Raw genomic sequence first — 16,724 nt, forward strand, 5'->3', positions numbered from 1 at the left:
GTCGCCGCGTTCCTTCCTTCGCACCGGCAACTCCTCCTGGCCAGTTAGCCACACTGGTGGACCGGACCACGACGAGGGCCGAGGTCTCTCTTGGGCATGTGGAACTGATGTTCCTCAATCCCTACTCCGAGAACGGGCTCCACAACCGGGGGGCGACCGCCGCAGAGTTCGCCGTGCTCCACGAACGGCACGGCATTCCGGCGGAGGACGCCGCCTGCACCTGGAAGTTGGAGCGGGACGGCGACAGCTTCGTCGTCGGCAGCGATCCGAACTGGCGGGAGGCGAGGTGATGGATGGGCGCAGTCGTTGCACGACCCGAGTGAGCCCTGGCCGCCGGGGTTCCCGGCGGAATCGGGGATGATCGGCTGACTGCCCACCGGCCGGGGCCGACGAGGGGTAGCAGCCTCGGCGGATTCGGCTGAAGGTGCGCCGACGAAAAGAAGGGGCCGTCCCTTAGTGCGATGCACTGGGACGGCCCTTTCCGTTCCTACCGTGGCGGTGTCAGCCCGTAGCGTCCGCGATCCGCTCCAGCTGGGCCTTGACGACCGGCTCCGGGATCGACGCCTTCTTCGCGTCCAGCATGTTCACCCCGTAGAACGCGGCGATCACTCCCCTTCTGCGCACCACCGTGTACGTCATCGGCACCTTCTGCTTGCCGATGTCACCGGTGATCCTGTAGCCGACAGCCTCGTTGCCGAGCTTCGGCGCCGGGAGGCCCTCGACCTTGCCGTAGGTGAGGCCCAGGGGCTTGAAGCCCTTGGGGCATTCGGCGACGGCCGCGCGGAGATCCTTCATCACCCGGGTGGCGTTGTCCTCCGAATGCGAGGCGAGCCACATCGAGCCGACGGTCGCGTTGCTCGCCTCGCCGGGCTGGAGCGAGCGATGCACCGTGCTCACCGCGGGGACGTGCGTGAAGCCGCCGATGAGGCTGGCGAGCGGCTGGCAGGCCTTCTTGTCGGCGTCCATGCCGCGGCCGGCCTCGACCTCCGCCCTGGCGACCTTCTTGGCGTCGAAGCCCGCGATCCGGCCGGTGATGGCGGCCTTTTCGAGGGCCTTTCCGTCGAACGCCCCCAGGCGCTTTGCCTCGGCGGCCTCTTTCTCCTCGGCGCTCTACTTGCTCTTCGCGCTCGGATTCGGTTTCTTGGAGTCGGAATCCGAGGATTCTCCGCTGCATGCGGACATGACGAGCAGGGCCGGTATGACGGCGGCGATCGGAAGGGCGGCCTTGCGCAGTTTCATGGTCTTTCCCTGCATCTCTCGCTGGCGAAGAATAAGCAGAATGATCTTACTGGCGGCGGCGAGGTGTCCACATTACGTTTTGACCTCGACTCGACCAGTGCCGGACATTTCCGTCAGAGCAGCGAGCTCCTTCTGTCCCGAGCCTTGCCCCGGTCGGCGGCTGGCACACCGTCACGGCCGTCGACACTCCTGTCGACAGCGTGGCATCCGTGCCGTTCTGCAGCTACCTCACCATCGCCGGAGATTGGGAACCGCTCCTTGCCGCGGTATTTCTTCCAGCTACGACCAGAGTGCCAACAGCTCCAGCCCAGCACCCTTACCTGGACGCTCTCGCCAGACTGCGACGTGTGCTGGCGATGCACCCTGCTCGTCACTTTGTGGTTCGACGACGTCGGACTTCCCCGGACCGCAACGCCGTTGGGGCCTCCTGGCCAGGCCGCGGCCGCACTTCGGACTGCTCAGCCACCAGCGTCAGGCAGGAATACTGCACGGCTCGAATGACGCCCCCTGCCAGCTGGGGCCTCGACTGGGATGCGAAGCGGCGGGAGGCGTACGCCAACGACCAGGGCGCCGCCGCGTCGGTGGTCGCGGTGACCGCCCGGTCGAACCGGTCAGTCGGCTCCGATGTAGGTGACGATGCTGCCGAGGGCGGTGGCGTAGAAGAGCGGAGACGTTCACAGGTCTGCGGGCGCGTCGGTTCGAGTGGCTGGTGAAGGTCGTCCGTGCTCATGCCTGGTCGGGCATACTTGCGACGCAGCGGGCTGGCGGGATCGGTTGGGGTCGGTGGCGGTCCCGGCTGCGCAACTGCACTGCGTCAACGGGGGAGTTCGATGGTGACCCGCGGCATCGGGCCGGGAGTCCGGCTTGCTCAGGGGCGTTTCCTGATCGGTGAGCTGCTCGGCACGGGAGGGATGGCAGCGGTCTACCGGGCACGCGACGATGCTCTGGGCCGGACGGTTGCGATCAAGACGATGACAACCGTGCCGGGCGGTGATCAGGCTGGGCGGGAACGCTTCCGTCGCGAAGCGCGTGCGGCCGCCGCTCTCAGCCATGCGCACGTGGTGGCGGTGTACGACGTGCTTGAGGAGGACGTGGCCGGCGTGCGTGTGCCGTACTTGGTGATGGAGTACGTCCAGGGGCGGCCCCTGAGTCATTACGTTCCTCCCGGTCCCGGTGGGCTGCCGCTGGCCGAGGTCTTGCGGTTTGTCTCCGAGATCCTGGATGCGTTGGCTGCGAGCCATGCCGCCGGGCTGGTGCACCGGGACGTGAAGCCGGCCAACGTGATGGTCACCGAGGCCGGCTCGGTGAAGGTCATGGACTTCGGGATCGCCCGAGCTCTGGACGCGCAGGCCACCGCTCTGACCGGCACCGGCTTCATCGTGGGGACGCCGCACTACATGGCCCCGGAGCAGTTCACGGCCGGTGGCGCCATTGACCCACGCAGTGATCTCTACGCTGTCGGCGTCACTCTCTTCCAACTCCTCACCGGAAAGGTGCCGTTCGCTGGGGAATCGGGGTTCCAGATCGGCTACCAGCACGTCCACGCTGAGCCGCCCACACTCGGCGTCCAGGTGCCCGGAGAAGTGCAGGCCTTGCTGACACGGGCGCTGGCGAAGAGTCCGCAGGACCGCTTCCCGGACGCGCGGAGCATGCGCGCACAGATCCTGCAGGTCGCCGGGCGGGACGCTGCCGGCGCCGACACCCCGGAGGACGGATACGTTGCCACGGTCCTCGACCGCGCACCCGCCGGCGGACCTCGCCCGCCCGCTTCGGCCGGATCCGGCTCGGGCGCTGACATCCCGCACGACGCGCCGCCCCCCTCTCCGCTCGCCGGCCTGCCGACCCAGCCTCGACGCGCCCCGGTCGTACCGTCCTACGCGCCGGGCCAGCACCCCATGCCCATCGTTCCGCCGCCCACAGCGACGGAAGAGGTGACGCGCCGGCTGAAGATGGGGCTCGGTCACCCGATCATGTGGCTGCTCGCCCTCACCCCGCTGGTGGCCTACGGGATGGTCCTGGGCAAGTTCGACGATCTGTTGACGACGAGCAATCTGCCGCCCGCCATCGTGGCATCCTTCCGCGCGGACATCCCGGGCTGGGCCGTTGACGACTGGTGGCGGACTCCGATGTATGTGGTGCTGCTGTGCGCCCTGGCCCCCCTCCTGTATTTCCGAGCTCGTCTCAGCGCCTCCGGCGCACCTGCCGTGCGGGCCTGGACGGTGGCAGCGGGCTGCTACTGGCTGGCGCTGTGTACCGCCTGGGGGCTTCACTTCGCCCAGTTCACTGTCCTGGACAATGCCATCGAACCGGTCGTCCACCAGTACGCTGGACTGCACTCGGCCGTCCGCGTCATGGGGATCCTTCCCGCCTCGGCCATGCTCCCCGTGACCATCGCGTGTGCCTGCGCGGCCCCTGTCCTGCTGTTCCGGACCGCGCTGCGGATCCGGAGGGCGTGGGCACGGTAATCGACAGCGATTTCCGACACGGATCTGAGACGGCGACCGTCCGACGTGAGGTGAGACAGCGGACAGACCCGCAGGTCACGAGACCGACGTCCGACACGAGCCGCGAGGCCCTACAGCTGTTGTGGGGACTCAAATCCCGTGGCCAAATCTCACGACCGGTGGCCACCCGACGGTCAAATGGCCACGAATCTGAGACTGGCCAGGGGGCCCGGCGCTGTCACCCACAGGGGTGATGGCGCCGGTCGCTGGCCATCTGAAGCGGGCATCTGCCGCAGTTGGGGGGAGGGCGCTCACAGTCTTCCCTCCAGTTGCCCGGCGAGTGACCGCGGTGGCTGGGGCGAGCCGGTGGACCATGGGCGACCCGAAGCCTCCAGTGCCGCCGTTGAGGTCGGGAGGGCGCATGCGCGGGGCACGGGGGCTTTGGTCTGCACGGCCACCTCGATGCCGTCCGGGCGGGCGGCCAGGTCGAGGGTGCAGGTGCCGCCGCCGTGTCGCAGGGCGTTGGTGACGAGCTCTGAGACCACGAGGAGCACGGTGTCGGCGGCCTCGGACGCGGGCGCCGGAATGAACCCGTCGAGGAAGGACCGGGCCCTGTCGCGCGCCCAGGCGACGGAACCCGCAGGGTGGTCGGTCGCGACATCGACGCTCATCGTCTCCATCAGGTCACCCTGGCCTCCGGATCGTCCATGCCCGTTCCTCCCCGCCCACCGCATCTGCCCCGACAAGCAGCGATTAACCCGGTGCGACCGCCCTGCGCCCCACCTTCGTCACTGTCCGAGGTCGATTACCTCGTCACCAGACACACGAAAATCTGCATTGGCCGGAGTAGACATTAGGTAGTGACGTCGCTATGGTTTCTCCCGTAGCCCAGAAAGACAGCAGGGCCTGGCAGAGACGAACTGCCGGCAAGCAGTACCAGCAGTACAGGTAGTTGGAGTTCGCAGGACGGTGCGGCGGCGGAGCCTCGAAGCCAGGGAAGTTGCAGGACGGCGACGGGACTGGCAGCCGGACCGGGTGGCCCGCAGTGATCAGGGGCCACCTCAGTGGGACCGCGGGCATGGCAGATGCGGTACCCGCGAGTGCAGTACGCAGCACCCAGCAGTGAAGTCAGTGAGCAGCACCCCTGGTGAAGGCGTCGGCTGCGGACGCGCGCACCGGGAAGTTCGGCAGTGGGGTTCCAAGCCAGAGCAGACGCAGGACGGGCAACGGGGCTGGCTGCCGAAGAGCGGCGCTGTCACAGGCCGCTGAGCAGTTCGCATCACCAGCAGTACCCGCAGTAGAGCAGTACCAGTAGTGCGCAGTACCCGTAGTAGGTAGTTGATCACCGAGGAATGACGGAGGAGCGACGCACCATCAGGATCGCCCGGGCGGATGTCTTGAACCCGGGTACCGCAGGACATCGATAGTGAGGTGGTCTCCGGTCAAGCAACCGCGATCCCCGCAGCCCCGACATTGTTTCGGTCGGGCACGCGGACACAGAAGGCCGGCGCAGTATCAGGGCCGGCACGTGGTGTAGAAGTTCCTTCGGGGCCCTGGTGCCAGTACGGCACCAGGGCCCCTCCACGCGCTCCAGAGAGAGGTGCAGATGACAGCAGACGACTCCTACGGCCGTCTCGACGACGACGACTACCCCGCCTACACCATGGGCCGGGCTGCCGACATGCTCGGCACCACCCCCGCCTTCCTGCGCGCTCTGGGTGAACACCGCCTGATCACCCCGCTGCGCTCCAAGGGCGGCCACCGCCGCTACTCCCGCTACCAGCTGCGCATCGCCACCCGCGCCCGGGAACTCGTCGACCAGGGAACCCCTATCGAGGCCGCCTGTCGCATCATCGTCCTCGAAGACCAGCTCGAAGAAGCCCAGCAACTCAACGAGCAATACCGCCAAGCTGCCGAGCGGACTGAAGCGGTTGAGCCGCCGGCCGCGGCCTGAGACAGCACCGCGCCCACCGGAATCCGGCAGGTATCCCTCGATCGGTCCAATTGTGAACGCGCCACCCTTTCCTGTGGTGACTGAGGGTGCAGGTGTGTAGCGTCACCGTTAGCTGTCGTGGTTCGGAAGTTCCCTTTGCCCACGCCCCCGGCGTGGGCTTTTTGCTGTGCTGTGCCGCAGGAACCAGGGCGATCACCTCCGCCTCCCGCATCGTGCGGCAGGCGTTCATCGACTGGAAGGCACCAGACATGGCTACCGGAACTGTGAAGTGGTTCAACGCGGAAAAGGGCTTCGGCTTCATCGCGCAGGACGGCGGCGGCGCGGACGTCTTCGCCCACTACTCCGCGATCAACTCCTCGGGCTTCCGCGAGCTCCAGGAGGGCCAGAGCGTGACGTTCGACGTCACCCAGGGCCAGAAGGGCCCGCAGGCGGAGAACATCACCCCCGCCTGATCTTCTCTCCGCCCCTCCAGGGGCGAAAGCCCGCCAAAGCGTTTGGTGAACAACGCTCAGGGCCGTGCAGCCATTGGCTGCACGGCCCTGAGCGTTGTTGCCGGTCGACCCAGTACGACGAAGTCACCGAAACGGCCGCTGAGGCCGGGATCCGGGCACTGCCCCTCGCCGCCCCGGGCCGCCGTCGACCGCTGTCGGCTGCCGGCCCCGGCGACTGCTGTGACAAGAGCCGCCGTGCTCGGTCTTCAGACCTGCGGGGGCGCCGGTCCGGCTCCTGCCGGGTCAGATGGCTCCGCTGTTCGGCCCGCTGGGGGGCGTGCCAGTCGAGGCAGAGCACGGTGGCGTCGTCGGGGAGATGGCCGTTGCACGCGTCGGTCACCGCGGTGGTCAGGTTCTGTACGACCTCGCGAGGGTGCTCGGCGGCGGTGTCGCCGACGAGACGGGAGAGGTCGAGGTTCTCGGCCGGGCCTTCTTGCATGCCGTCGGTGTAGAGCACCAGGCGGTCTCCGGGGCGGAGGTCGAAGTCCTGCACTTGGTAGGGGCCCTGCTGCGTGATACCGAAGGGCAGATCCACGCGCAGCGGGACCTCCTCGACCCTGCCGTCGCGCAGTCGTAGCGGCTGCCGCTCGCGCGGCGGGTTCACCACCAAGCTCCACCTGAGCGCGGACGGCCGCTGCCGCCCGCTTTCCCTGATCGTGACACCGGGACAGCGGGCGGACTGCACCCAGTTCATGCCCGTCCTGGAGAAGATCCGCGTCCCCCGCGTCGGGCCGGGAAGGTCCCGCAGGAAGCCAGACAGCCTGGCGGCTGACAAGGCATACAGCAACAGGCCATGCCGCGATTACCTGCGACGGCGGCGCATCCAACACACCATTCCGGAGAAGACCGACAGCCAGGCCGCCCGCCTGCGCAAAGGCTCACGCGGCGGACGGCCGCCATCCTTCGAAGGATCGGTACAAGAAGCGCAACACCATCGAGCGGGCGATCAACCGGCTGAAGCAGTCCCGGGCGGTCGCCACCCGTTACGACAAGCGCGGGTACGTCTTCCTCGGCACGGCCACAGCAGCAGCCCTCGTCATCTGGCTCCGTGCCTGAGCGGAGTGGACCCTCAGGACCTCGCATCGGCGGGACGCTGGTGCCCACACGGAGCCGGGTTGCCGTTCTTGTCGAAGACCTCGGAATCGTTGGCCGAATTCACCCACACCGTGATGCCCTGGCTGTGAACGACGACATTGAAAGGGGACTCCTCGGGCGCTGTCTGTGTCACGACGGTGAACTCCTCACCCGGACGCATCCAGTGATCGGTACCCCACGGCTCCACCCACAGGCAGAGCATGCTGTCCGTCTCGTTACTCACGCTCGTCTTCGCCACGACAGCACCCTAACGAGCAGCCTGATCGCCCGGACAGCTCCTAGGAGCAGCTGGAAGTGGCGCAGTGAGGCGGCACGGCGGAGGGACCATCCCTGCGGGTGCGAGGAGCAGCTCGTGTTCGACCGGGACGCCGCCTACGCGTCGGGACCTCCCCACGGGTGCGGGGAGCAGGGCTGGATTCTGACAACGGCGGGCGGGCACACGAGACCATCCCCGCGGGTGCGGGGAGCAGGGGGTGTTACCCGCGCGGTTCTTCGCGGCCGGAGGATCATCCCCGCGCATGCGGGAGCGCGCGGACGCAGGCGCGTCGCGGTCGGGTTTCACGCGAGCCTGACCACCGCCTTGTGCGTGGCGGCGAGCGTTCCCGGAGTGATCCGGAGCTGGAGTGCGGAACCCGTGGCCACCACCTGGACCGTCGCGTCCTTGGACAGCATGGCCGACACGGGGCGGTTCCAGGTGAGGTCGATCGTCGCGCCGTCGCGCAGGGGGCCGGAGACGCACACCGTGGCGGTGGTACCGGACTCCCGGATCAGCACGGACGCGGGGGCGCCGGTCGTGACGTCGTCGACCGTGCCGGCGAGCCAGAAGTTGATGCCGGTGAAACCCAGCGGGGGAACGCGTACGCCCTGCTGCTCCTTGGTGTTGGCGAGGACGGTGAGCCAGTTCGTGTCGGCAGCGCGGGCGGCCGTCTGTGCCTGGCTCGCGCCAGGCATGAGGACGTAGGAGTACGCGGCCCAGGTCGGATCGGTGCCGTGGTCGAACCAGAGGGTGAGGTACCGGCGGGTGACCGGTTCGGTCACGGCGCCCTTGTTGATGTCCGACCACGCGCCCGTCCGGGCCTGGCGCAGGGCCTTCAACGCCGGGGCGCTGCCGGGGAAGACGTACCCCGCGTGTCCGGCGAGGTGCGCCCACCGCGCGCCGGTGAGGGTGGCGCTCCAGCCGAGCGTGGTCGGCTGGGCCGTGCCGTCGACGGTGAAGGCGTGCATGCCGGTCTCACCGAGGTTGCGGTTCTCCACGACCGACTCGACGCCCGTGCCGTCGCGCCCGTGGATCCCGGAGCCCAGGCAGACGATCGCGTCGTCGAGGAAGAACCAGGTCTTCTTGGCCAGGAGCGTGGAGGACAGGCCCTTGAGGTACTGGCCCACGGCCGCGTACGTGCCGTCGGTCGTCCCGCCCACCCAGCGCACGTCGGGCCGGGCCGCGCCCCAGGTGCCGCCTTCGCCGTCGGCGAGCGGCTTGCGGGAGGCGGTGGTGCCGGGCAGCCGGTACGGGTCGACCGTCGGCCAGAAGTGGTCGCTGTACTGCCCGTTGGCGAAGGTGTCGCCCCACCAGTAGAGCATTCCGGAGCCGCTGTGCCAGGCGCGCAGGTTCTCGCCGTTGCCGTTCTCGTAGTACGTGATCCGGTTCGACGCCATGGAGAGCGAGGCCGCCCAGCCGGCGCGCCGGTGCACGGCCCGGTCCATACCGGAGAAGAGGCGGTGGCCGGACGGTTCGGGGCTCGCCGCCGCCGCGCCGTCGTCGACGGTCTTGAGGCGGGCGAGCGCGGCGACGCCCAGGGCGGGGCTGGCGAGCAGCGGACTGTAGTAGTCGCGGGCGATCCAGCCTTTCACCATCCCCTCCCAGCGGGTCTTCTCCGCCGCCGACGCGCTCTGGGCAAGCAGCGCGACGCACGCGATGATCGCGTGGCCGCGCAGATGGTCGTCCTGACGGACGCCTCGGGTGTCCGACTTCCGTATTCCCCGGCTGATCGCCCGTCCGGATACGGCGTCCATGGCCAGACCGTTGAAGAGGAAGGGCGCGTACGCCTTCTCCACCGAGTCGAACACCACCTGCCGGCCGCCGTCGGTAACTTCCCATGGCGAATCCTTGAGCAGCGCAAACAGCAGGGACAGGCCGCCGAGCATGACCGCGCCGTACGAACCCGCGTAGGGGACATAGGTGTGCTGGATGAAGCTCCCGTCAGCGAAGAGCCCGTCCCCACTCGTGACGTACGGGAAGACCGGCGAGAGCGCGTCACGGGCCAGGGTCAGCTTCGCGGCGGATCTGCCGACGACGCCCCGCAGGGCGAGGACCCGGCACAGGTCGACCCGGTTGGCGCCGGTGGACGTGCCGGTGTAGTTCGCCACGGCGCTGTCGGGGACGAAGTGGTCGACGGCGGCGCAATGTTCGGCGATCCGGGTCGCGCCGAGGTGGTCGTACAGCAGGACGTCGATGTCGAGCAGCGCCTGCGGAATGCCGATCTGCCAGTTGTACCAGTTGCCGTAGCGGGCCTGTGTCGCGTGGTACGCCTGGTCGTGGAGGTGGTCGAGTCCGCCGAGGATCTCAGCCCGCAGGGCCGTGTCGCCGGTGAGACCCGTGCCGGGCTGGGAGTACGCCTCGGCAAGGGTGCGCAGCCGGTTGTAACTGGTGTTGAGGTTCCCGGAGTACGTGTACGACTCGGCGTCCGTGTCCGGCTCGGGGTCCGCGTAGGGCAGGTCCGGCCAGAGCGAGCCGTTCGTCCGGGCCATGGAGGAGCGCAGACCGCGGGCGGTGTCGCCGAGCGCGGCGAGCTTTGAGGCGAAGGGCTCGGCGGTCGGAGTGACGTTCGTACCGAGGATGAGCTCCCGCCACGTCAGGCGCAGCGCGTCGTACGCGTCGGCGGCGTGCGCGGGTACCGCGGTGAGCGGCACCGCGAGCGGTGCGACGGCGGCGGTGCCCAGGGCGGCACGCAGCAGGCCGCGTCGGGACAGCAGGGAAGCTGGCACGGAGGAGTGCATGGCAGGGCTGACCTCCTGGGGAGCGCCCCCGGCGGTCGGCGCTGTGGCCGACAGCATGCCCGGGACAGAAAGCGATTGCTACCCTCTGGGAACCGGAATTCCGCAGCGCGCGGCCCGAATCGGAGCCAGCCGCTCCGCAGCCCGGCGGACGCGATGGGCCCGGCGGGCGCGAGCGAACCAGGGTCGCCGGCCAGGCGGCGTGGTGGGCCAACCCCGCAGAGCAGTGGGCAGGTCTACCGGAAGTGCGTCGATGCGGCGGCCGTGTTCCTCGCTCACGCCCAGGGACTCATATCCGCTCACGCCTTCACCTTCCTCGCGCCGTCCCCACTCGCTTCGCTGGCCAGGCCGTAGCCGCCGGCCCAGCACACGATCGGCAGCAGCCACACCCACCACGGCAGTACCCCGAAGGCGAGCAGCGGCACCACTACGCTGACGACCCCCAGCGCGGCGGCGGCGTGTCGCAGCTGCCGGTGCTTGCCCGGCAGGGGCTTCTGGCCGGCCGTGTAGAACGCGGAGGTCCCGATTGGCTGCGCCAGCGCGAGGAGCATCCACCCCCCCGCTGACCCAGCCGACCCCGGCGGCTACGCCCAGAGGATCCACAGAGCGGAGCTCGCCAGGACGGGCCGGTCAGCCATGAAGTCGGCGATGTCGGTGTAGTACGCGTAGTCGCCGTCGGCGGTGAGGTCGCGGAGCCGGGCGGTGGTGTCGCTGATGGTCGTCGCCGAGGACGGCCGGTGCTGTCCACGGCGGGCATCCCTGTGCTGATCGGGATGCTGGTGCCCGGCGGGGCGGCGTCGGCTTCACGGGCGCGACCCCACCGGGCACCTCCAGCTGGCACACCGGCCGCTCCCCGCCGCAGGCCGGCCTGGCGAGCCGTGTGCCGCAGGGGCGGCGGCGGGGGCAGGCCGACGGTGCTTCAAGCGGACGGACAGCTACGGCCTGGTGGCGATGACGGCTTCGATGGGGACGGTGTTCTCGAAAGTACCGTTCGGGCTGAACGCCGTGAGCTCGCGGCGCAGGCGTTCCTCGAAGGCGGCCTGCCGGGTGCCGAGGACGGCGGGGCTGGAGTAGGAGAAGGAGGACTGCAGGCCGACGAGCTCGTCCAGGGTGCGGGTGAAGGTCTGGTCCCAGCAGGCGGTCTCGACGCGGGAGAACGCGGAGCGGGCGAGGGCGTCGTCCCGGCCTTCGGCGGGGTGGGCAGCGGGTCCGTGCTCCTGGCGGTAGCCGGGGCCGATGATGTCGGTGCAGACGCTCTCGATGATGTCGAGCCACGTCGGTCTGACCGTGCTGGCCCGGGGGCCGGTGGAGACGAGGGCGATCCCGCCCCCGGGGCGGATGAGCGTGTCGAGGTCGGCCAGGACCTGGTCCTGGTTCATCCACTGGAAGGACTTGCCCATCGTGCACAGGTCAAGCGGGGGCAGGCCCATGCCGGTGAGGCCGGCGGCGTCGCCGCACGCCCAAGTGATGTTGCCAGTGCCCTGCGTGGCAGCGGCCTTGCGGCCTTCGCTGATCATGGCCGGTTCGATGTCGACCGCGTGGACGTGGCCGGTCCGTGAGGCGAGGGGGACGGTGATGGTGCCCGGTCCGCAGCCGAGGTCGAGGACCGTCTGGTCCCGTCGAGATCGAAGCGGTCGGTGAGGAGGGTGAAGAACTCCTCGGGGTAGCGGGGGCGGAAGGCGGCGTAGTGGTGCGCGGCGGAGGCGAAGGTCGTCACGGGGTGCTCCTTCGGTCGGGGCGGGTGGCGATGAGGACTTCGGTGCGGATCACCTCGTCGTAGAGGCCCGAGGGGTCGTGGGCGAGGAGGGCGCGGCGCAGATCGCGGGTGAACGCGTCCAGGCGGTCCCCGAGGAGGGCGGGGGTGGAGTAGGAGTTGGACAGCTGGAGTCCGACAAGCTGGTCGAGGTCGCGCGTCACATGCTGCTCCAGAGACGTGAGCTCCACGCGGGAGAACGGCGAGCGGCGCAGGGTGTCGGTGAAGCGGTCTTCGGGTTTGGCGTAGGTGCCGGCGCGGCGTACGGGCCCGAGGTAGGTGGTGCGGACCTGGTCGATGACGGGCGCCCAGGCGGGCAGGGGTGTGGTGCCGGGCGGGCCGGCGGAGGCGATGACGATGCCGCCGCCGGGGGTGATGAGCTGGTCGAGGTCGGCCAGGACCTGGGGGCGGTTCATCCAGTTTCTCTGAACTACTGAGGTTGAACTCGTGATGTCGTCTACCAGCGGTGCCAGATCGCTGCGGGAGCGGCGTCGCGTGGGAGGGAGGGGTCCTCTCCGGCGATGAAGAACAGGGCCCAGGACACGACGTGGTCGCCGGCACGCTGTGCGCCGATTTCGAGCTGGAAGCCGTCGCAGAAGCAGTCGCCGCCGTAACTGAACCAGAGGCCGGTGTCATGCTCGGTTGCGTAGTCCTCCATCTCCTGCGCGAGCTGCGACGGCACACGGCCGATGAGTCGAATCCCCTGACAGGTCACCTGTGGGCCAAACCGGCCGTCGACGAGGACGTAGGCCAGTTCCCCGTCCTCGTGGAAGTAGCATTCCACCGCCGCTTTGATTTGCGGGACGCCTTCCTTGGCGAAATGTACAAAATCCCACCCCTCGATGCGTCCGTCGGACTGCGTAGCAAACCCATGCGCGGCCAGAGTCGCGACGACCTCCTCGCGATGCATATTCATGCGCAGCGGCCCCAGGGTCTGCCCTGGGAGGTAAACCCACTGATCCCGTTCCGCGTCCGGGAGCGTCGGCCACATACCTGTATCCATCGCACGATGATCGCCTACCTGGTTCACGTCCCGTGCGTCCAGGGGTGGCAGACGGGGGGCCGGGAGGGTGGCAGCGGGCCATCACCGACCATGGCCGTTCACAGGGCGGGTGGGGTTGAACTCGTGGTGTTGCTGGGCTGCTCAGGTGGGTCTGATGGTCAGACCGGTCTCGGCGAGGCAGCCGTCTATGAGGTAGCTGCGGTACTGGATGTGCCGTAGGCCGCGTCGGATGCGCTGGACGAGGTGTTCGGGTGTGCTGAAGGCGACGTTGGAGAGCCAGCCGCGTCGCAGCAGCGACCAGGAAGGAATCCCATGACTGCCCTCACAGCGCTGACGGCACTGTGCCCGCCTCCCCCCAGTGTCCCGCCGGCTCCCGATTGGTCCCGGGTCGAAGACGGACTGGGTATGACCCTGCCCCAGGACTACAAGCAACTCGTCGCCACCTACGGCCCAGGTCAGTTCTGCGGCTTTATTACCCTGTACCAGCCTCATGCCCCCAGCGAGTGGGCTGATCTGACCGGGCCCATGCCGGCGCGTCTACGTACGCAGATCGAAGAGGTCCGACAAACTGCCGGACACCCCTGGCCATTGCCGCACTCCCCCAAAGATCTCTTCGCCATGGGAGTCACGGGCAACGGGGACTACCTCTTCTGGGTCACCGAGCCCTCCGGCACCCCGGACGAGTGGACCGTCGCCGTCAACGAGGCTCTGCGCGCCCCCTGGTTCACCTACAACGGGTCCTTGACTGAATTCCTCGTCGCCACTCTCAGCGGAACGACACAAGTCCCCATGTTCCCCAAGGACCTCCTCGACCACAGGCCCACCTTCACCCCTACGGCTCTCCGCAGCGACACACCGGCCGCAGCCAGTCGGACGTCCGTCAGCACACGCACCATCCGTGACTGGGCCAACGCCAACGGATACGACCTGCCTGAACGCGGACGCATCCCCATCGAGATCATCCAGGCCTGGGAACAAGAGAACTCCAACAGCGGGTGAGAAGCCTTCCCCGCATGCTCGGGCGAGTGGTGGTTACCGCTCAGCTCCCGGTGCCCGGTGTCGGTGCTACCTGCGGCCGAGCGGCACGAGGACCTGGGAACAGCTCCGGGCCGGCCGCTGGGCCTTCCTGGCCGCAGGAACCGACCCGGCAGCGCGGCGGGTCCTGCTGGTCGACGTGCCGACCATGCTGGGCCGGGACGAGTGACGGATCCTGGGCGAGGCGTCCTCCGACCTGCATCTCACGGAGGCCCTGGAGGCGCTCACTAAAAGGCCCTAACAGAAGCTGTTGATCATGTGACTTTCGGTTCGGGTGGTCGTTGATCTGGCCGTGGGGGAACGTCGGTCGCGACCGTGGATCGTGTCGGATGAACTGTGGTCGCTGATCGAGCCGTTGCTGCCCGAGCCGGCACCAAAGCGGGTGGAGGGCAGGCCGCGGGTGCCGGACCGGTGGGCCCTGTGCGGGATCCTGTTCGTCCTGCATACCGGCATCCAGTGGGAGTACCTGCCGCAGGAGCTGGGCTTCGGGTCCGGGATGACCTGCTGGCGGCGTCTGGCCGCGTGGAACAAGGCCGGTGTCTGGGATCAGCTGCACCTGGTGCTGCTGAAGAAGCTGCGGGTCGCGAAGAAGCTGGACTGGTCGCGGGCGGTGATCGACTCCTCCCACGTCAGGGCCGCGCGACGGGGCCCAAAAGCGGGTCCAGCCCGGTCGACCGAGCACGGCCGGGCAGCAAGCACCACTTGATCGTCGACGGCCAGGGCATCCCGCTCGCCGTGTCGCTGACCGGCGGCAATCGCAACGACGTCGCCCAACTGATGCCCCTGCTCGCGAAGATCCCGTCCGTCGCCGGCCTGGTCGGACGACCGCGGCGGCGACCGGACGTGCTGCTGGCCGACCGGGGCTACGACCACGACAAATACCGCCGCCTGGTCTGGGCCCAGGGCATCAAACCGGTGATCGCCAGACGCGGAGTCCCGCACGGCTCCGGACTCGGCGTCCACCGGTGGGTCGTCGAACGCACGATTGCCTGGCTGCACGGCTTCCGACGTCTACGCGTCCGCTGGGAACGACGCGACGACATCCATGAAGCCTTCCTCGGCCTCGCGACCTGCCTGATCACCCACCGACACGTCCAACGCCTTTGTTAGGACCTCTAAGCCGCCGTAGAACTACCGTCGTTTCGAACGCCGGATCGGACACTCATCTGCTTCTCCTCGTCCTGCCGTGCCCCGGCCCTCTGCGGTATGGCCTGCGGTGCACAGGCGGCAGGAAAGCTATGCGGGGAGTGTCCAGCCGGCTCAGGACGGGGTCCCAGACGAACCACTCGAGGACGTCGGCGCCCAGCTCCCAGGGCGACTCAAGCAGAAGCCAGCCCGCCGCATCGATGCCCGCGGTGACGCGATTGGGAGCCGGTCCGATGTGCTGCATCAAGTCACCTCACTCACGGAGGAACTCCTCATCCTCGCCGTGTAGCCGGCATTCAAGGAGTTGGCGCCGCTTCGCGAGACGCAGCGGTGCCAGCAGCTCGCGGAGCCAGCCGTAGCCAGGAATGCTGGGCGACAACGGGGTAGTGCTGGGTGGACAAGCGCTGTTGCGGGCGGCCGGAGGACCGAATGCCACGTCCTCAAGGCACCGCAGAGCCGCCGGGCCACCCGAGCGGTCAAGCCGAGACTCACCGCCTTCAGAGGCAGGAGGGAGGTGACAGCCGTCCCCTGAGAAGATGAAACGTCTGGCTGCGGCATGTCGCGCGGCTGTACAGGTCAGGCAGGCGCCCGGTCGGCACTGGCCTCGGCGTTGATGCTGGCGAGTAAATCCCGCCACCGCTCACGCCATGCCTGACGGCCGTCATCGCTCATCATCGCCGCGTCGACACCTGGTCCGTTGCCAAGGGCCACAGCGGGTTGGCGCCTGCCGCCAGGCAGATCCTGGCCAGCAGACTCCGTCGGACGAGGTCGCGCAGCCGCTCCACCGTCTGTGCGATCGCGTCTCCGTCAAGCAGGCCGTCCGCAACGGTGAAAATCTTCCGGATCTCCTTGCGCAGCGTCTTCTGTGACAGGGCGCCGCCATGAACCAGGTAGGACCGCAGGTTATAGGTCGTGCCGACATCGTTGAAGATCTGCTCGGCCGGGTCGTCAGGGGTGCAGAGCAAAGCCGATGCGCGGAGTTTGAGCCGTAGCGTGACATCGGTCGTCCACCCGGCGACGGCGGTGAGGGGGTAGGCGTTGTGCCCGACAGTGTGGCCTCGAAGGCAGTCGCCAGGTCGACGATCTGTTCCGACCATTCGTGTGCGTGAAAGGACAGGAGGAACTTGTGAAGGGCCATGCCGAACGAGGTGAAGGCCATCTCTTTCGGCGGCTGCTGTGCCGCGGCCAGCAGCCGGTCGAGACCATCGACACGGCCCGCGTCGTCCCGGTCCAGAGTGATGACCTGAGAATCTCGCCGGGCAGACTTCCGCCCTCGGCGTGCACCTCGGAAGCGGATCACGGTGGGACCGAAGTCGCGTACCAGGCGGAACTCCCCCCGGATCTCAGCCATCGACTCGCTGATACCGGGCTTGAGCAGCCGCACCAGCAGCAAGAACCGTTCGATCCGCTCAGAGAGCGAGCCGCCAAGAGTATGTGGCTTCGGGCCACTGTCCCGCGCGGTGATCACACTCTCCGGCGGTGCGAATCCATACGGCCAGTCTCTCGCGTAGACGCCTGAGGCTCCCGGAACGGCTTCGGAGAACCGCTGCATCAACCCGCCGGCTGGTCCGTG

General features: G+C 68.5%; 16 protein-coding genes and 4 pseudogenes. 8 read left to right on the plus strand and 12 right to left on the minus strand.

The features are described from left to right. Positions 1-107: 107 nt before the first annotated feature. Positions 108-290, plus strand: a complete 183-nt coding sequence (locus tag ACZ4VK_RS10965; RefSeq protein ID WP_468350713.1) for a hypothetical protein — start codon at positions 108-110, stop codon at positions 288-290. 211 nt (positions 291-501) lie between these two features. Here ACZ4VK_RS10965 and ACZ4VK_RS10970 read toward each other — a convergent pair whose 3' ends face one another. After that, entirely contained in the window at positions 502-966 is a 465-nt protein-coding gene (locus ACZ4VK_RS10970; RefSeq protein WP_468350715.1) for a hypothetical protein, read from the minus strand. 144 nt (positions 967-1,110) lie between these two features. After that, complete coding sequence (locus tag ACZ4VK_RS10975; protein ID WP_468350717.1) at positions 1,111-1,239, minus strand: hypothetical protein; 129 nt, start codon at positions 1,237-1,239, stop codon at positions 1,111-1,113. Between the two features lie 527 nt (positions 1,240-1,766). Here ACZ4VK_RS10975 and ACZ4VK_RS10980 point away from each other — a divergent pair. Together ACZ4VK_RS10980 and ACZ4VK_RS10985 are read left to right on the plus strand one after the other, a co-directional pair. Next, positions 1,767-1,853: pseudogene (locus tag ACZ4VK_RS10980) on the plus strand (HNH endonuclease); the annotation flags it as partial. A 219-nt stretch (positions 1,854-2,072) separates the two neighbouring features. After that, positions 2,073-3,704: a protein kinase domain-containing protein gene (locus ACZ4VK_RS10985; protein ID WP_468350719.1), complete on the plus strand. Its 1,632-nt coding sequence runs from the start codon at positions 2,073-2,075 to the stop codon at positions 3,702-3,704. 282 nt (positions 3,705-3,986) lie between these two features. On the opposite strand, the pseudogene ACZ4VK_RS10990 reads toward ACZ4VK_RS10985, so the two are convergent. Then, positions 3,987-4,363, minus strand: a pseudogene (locus ACZ4VK_RS10990) (ATP-binding protein); the annotation flags it as partial. 926 nt (positions 4,364-5,289) lie between these two features. Here ACZ4VK_RS10990 and ACZ4VK_RS10995 point away from each other — a divergent pair. Both ACZ4VK_RS10995 and ACZ4VK_RS11000 read left to right on the plus strand, forming a co-directional pair. Continuing rightward, on the plus strand, positions 5,290-5,637 hold the full coding sequence (locus ACZ4VK_RS10995) for a MerR family transcriptional regulator (protein WP_468350721.1): 348 nt from the start codon (positions 5,290-5,292) through the stop codon (positions 5,635-5,637). A gap of 248 nt (positions 5,638-5,885) precedes the next feature. Next, on the plus strand, positions 5,886-6,089 hold the full coding sequence (locus tag ACZ4VK_RS11000; RefSeq protein WP_468350723.1) for a cold-shock protein: 204 nt from the start codon (positions 5,886-5,888) through the stop codon (positions 6,087-6,089). A gap of 307 nt (positions 6,090-6,396) precedes the next feature. Here ACZ4VK_RS11000 and ACZ4VK_RS11005 read toward each other — a convergent pair. Then, positions 6,397-6,708 (minus strand): annotated as a pseudogene (locus ACZ4VK_RS11005) (PP2C family protein-serine/threonine phosphatase); the annotation flags it as partial. A gap of 4 nt (positions 6,709-6,712) precedes the next feature. Here ACZ4VK_RS11005 and ACZ4VK_RS11010 point away from each other — a divergent pair. After that, positions 6,713-7,184: pseudogene (locus tag ACZ4VK_RS11010) on the plus strand (IS5 family transposase); the annotation flags it as partial. A gap of 13 nt (positions 7,185-7,197) precedes the next feature. Here the strand turns inward: ACZ4VK_RS11010 and ACZ4VK_RS11015 are convergent. The 7 genes from ACZ4VK_RS11015 to ACZ4VK_RS11045 form a co-directional block, all read right to left on the minus strand. Next, positions 7,198-7,461, minus strand: a complete 264-nt coding sequence (locus ACZ4VK_RS11015; RefSeq protein WP_468350725.1) for a hypothetical protein — start codon at positions 7,459-7,461, stop codon at positions 7,198-7,200. 320 nt (positions 7,462-7,781) lie between these two features. Continuing rightward, the gene (locus ACZ4VK_RS11020; protein ID WP_468350727.1) at positions 7,782-10,205 is read right to left on the minus strand and encodes a polysaccharide lyase 8 family protein; all 2,424 of its coding nucleotides are present in this window, start codon (positions 10,203-10,205) and stop codon (positions 7,782-7,784) included. Between the two features lie 308 nt (positions 10,206-10,513). Further along, the gene (locus tag ACZ4VK_RS11025; RefSeq protein ID WP_468350728.1) at positions 10,514-10,765 is read right to left on the minus strand and encodes a hypothetical protein; all 252 of its coding nucleotides are present in this window, start codon (positions 10,763-10,765) and stop codon (positions 10,514-10,516) included. 384 nt (positions 10,766-11,149) lie between these two features. After that, positions 11,150-11,791: a class I SAM-dependent methyltransferase gene (locus ACZ4VK_RS11030; protein ID WP_468350835.1), complete on the minus strand. Its 642-nt coding sequence runs from the start codon at positions 11,789-11,791 to the stop codon at positions 11,150-11,152. Next, positions 11,728-11,931, minus strand: coding sequence for a hypothetical protein (locus ACZ4VK_RS11035; protein ID WP_468350730.1), 204 nt, complete (start codon positions 11,929-11,931; stop codon positions 11,728-11,730). Before ACZ4VK_RS11035 ends, ACZ4VK_RS11030 begins: the two co-directional genes overlap by 64 nt. Beyond that, the gene (locus ACZ4VK_RS11040) at positions 11,928-12,383 is read right to left on the minus strand and encodes a hypothetical protein (protein WP_468350732.1); all 456 of its coding nucleotides are present in this window, start codon (positions 12,381-12,383) and stop codon (positions 11,928-11,930) included. The genes ACZ4VK_RS11035 and ACZ4VK_RS11040 overlap by 4 nt, the downstream gene beginning before the upstream one ends. Before the next feature lie 41 nt (positions 12,384-12,424). Then, a complete protein-coding gene (locus ACZ4VK_RS11045) occupies positions 12,425-12,958 on the minus strand; it encodes a hypothetical protein (protein ID WP_468350734.1) in 534 nt (177 codons plus the stop codon). Between the two features lie 324 nt (positions 12,959-13,282). Here ACZ4VK_RS11045 and ACZ4VK_RS11050 point away from each other — a divergent pair, with 324 nt between their 5' ends. Further along, a complete protein-coding gene (locus ACZ4VK_RS11050; protein WP_468350735.1) occupies positions 13,283-13,969 on the plus strand; it encodes an Lsr2 family DNA-binding protein in 687 nt (228 codons plus the stop codon). Between the two features lie 328 nt (positions 13,970-14,297). After that, positions 14,298-15,115 (plus strand): IS5 family transposase gene (locus ACZ4VK_RS11055; RefSeq protein WP_468350837.1). Its coding sequence is split into 2 segments (ribosomal slippage): positions 14,298-14,627 and positions 14,630-15,115, totalling 816 coding nucleotides; the frame shifts between segments, so codons are not numbered across the junction. Positions 15,116-15,822: 707 nt separating this feature from the next. On the opposite strand, the gene ACZ4VK_RS11060 is transcribed toward ACZ4VK_RS11055, so the two are convergent. Further along, positions 15,823-16,248, minus strand: a complete 426-nt coding sequence (locus tag ACZ4VK_RS11060) for a hypothetical protein (RefSeq protein WP_468350737.1) — start codon at positions 16,246-16,248, stop codon at positions 15,823-15,825. Positions 16,249-16,724: the final 476 nt, after the last annotated feature.

It is taken from the genome of Streptomyces sp. NPDC028711, from assembly GCF_055565415.1.

Bases quoted from the DNA above. Each gene is read 5' to 3' on its own strand.
- ACZ4VK_RS10965 (WP_468350713.1), top strand. From the start codon at position 108: ATGTTCCTCAATCCCTACTCCGAGAACGGGCTCCACAACCGGGGGGCG.
- ACZ4VK_RS10970 (WP_468350715.1), bottom strand. From the start codon at position 966: ATGGACGCCGACAAGAAGGCCTGCCAGCCGCTCGCCAGCCTCATCGGC.
- ACZ4VK_RS10975 (WP_468350717.1), bottom strand. From the start codon at position 1,239: ATGAAACTGCGCAAGGCCGCCCTTCCGATCGCCGCCGTCATACCGGCC.
- ACZ4VK_RS10995 (WP_468350721.1), top strand. From the start codon at position 5,290: ATGACAGCAGACGACTCCTACGGCCGTCTCGACGACGACGACTACCCC.
- ACZ4VK_RS11000 (WP_468350723.1), top strand. From the start codon at position 5,886: ATGGCTACCGGAACTGTGAAGTGGTTCAACGCGGAAAAGGGCTTCGGC.
- ACZ4VK_RS11025 (WP_468350728.1), bottom strand. From the start codon at position 10,765: ATGCTCCTCGCGCTGGCGCAGCCAATCGGGACCTCCGCGTTCTACACG.
- ACZ4VK_RS11040 (WP_468350732.1), bottom strand. From the start codon at position 12,383: ATGAACCGCCCCCAGGTCCTGGCCGACCTCGACCAGCTCATCACCCCC.
- ACZ4VK_RS11045 (WP_468350734.1), bottom strand. From the start codon at position 12,958: ATGTGGCCGACGCTCCCGGACGCGGAACGGGATCAGTGGGTTTACCTC.
- ACZ4VK_RS11050 (WP_468350735.1), top strand. From the start codon at position 13,283: ATGACTGCCCTCACAGCGCTGACGGCACTGTGCCCGCCTCCCCCCAGT.
- ACZ4VK_RS11060 (WP_468350737.1), bottom strand. From the start codon at position 16,248: ATGGTCGGAACAGATCGTCGACCTGGCGACTGCCTTCGAGGCCACACT.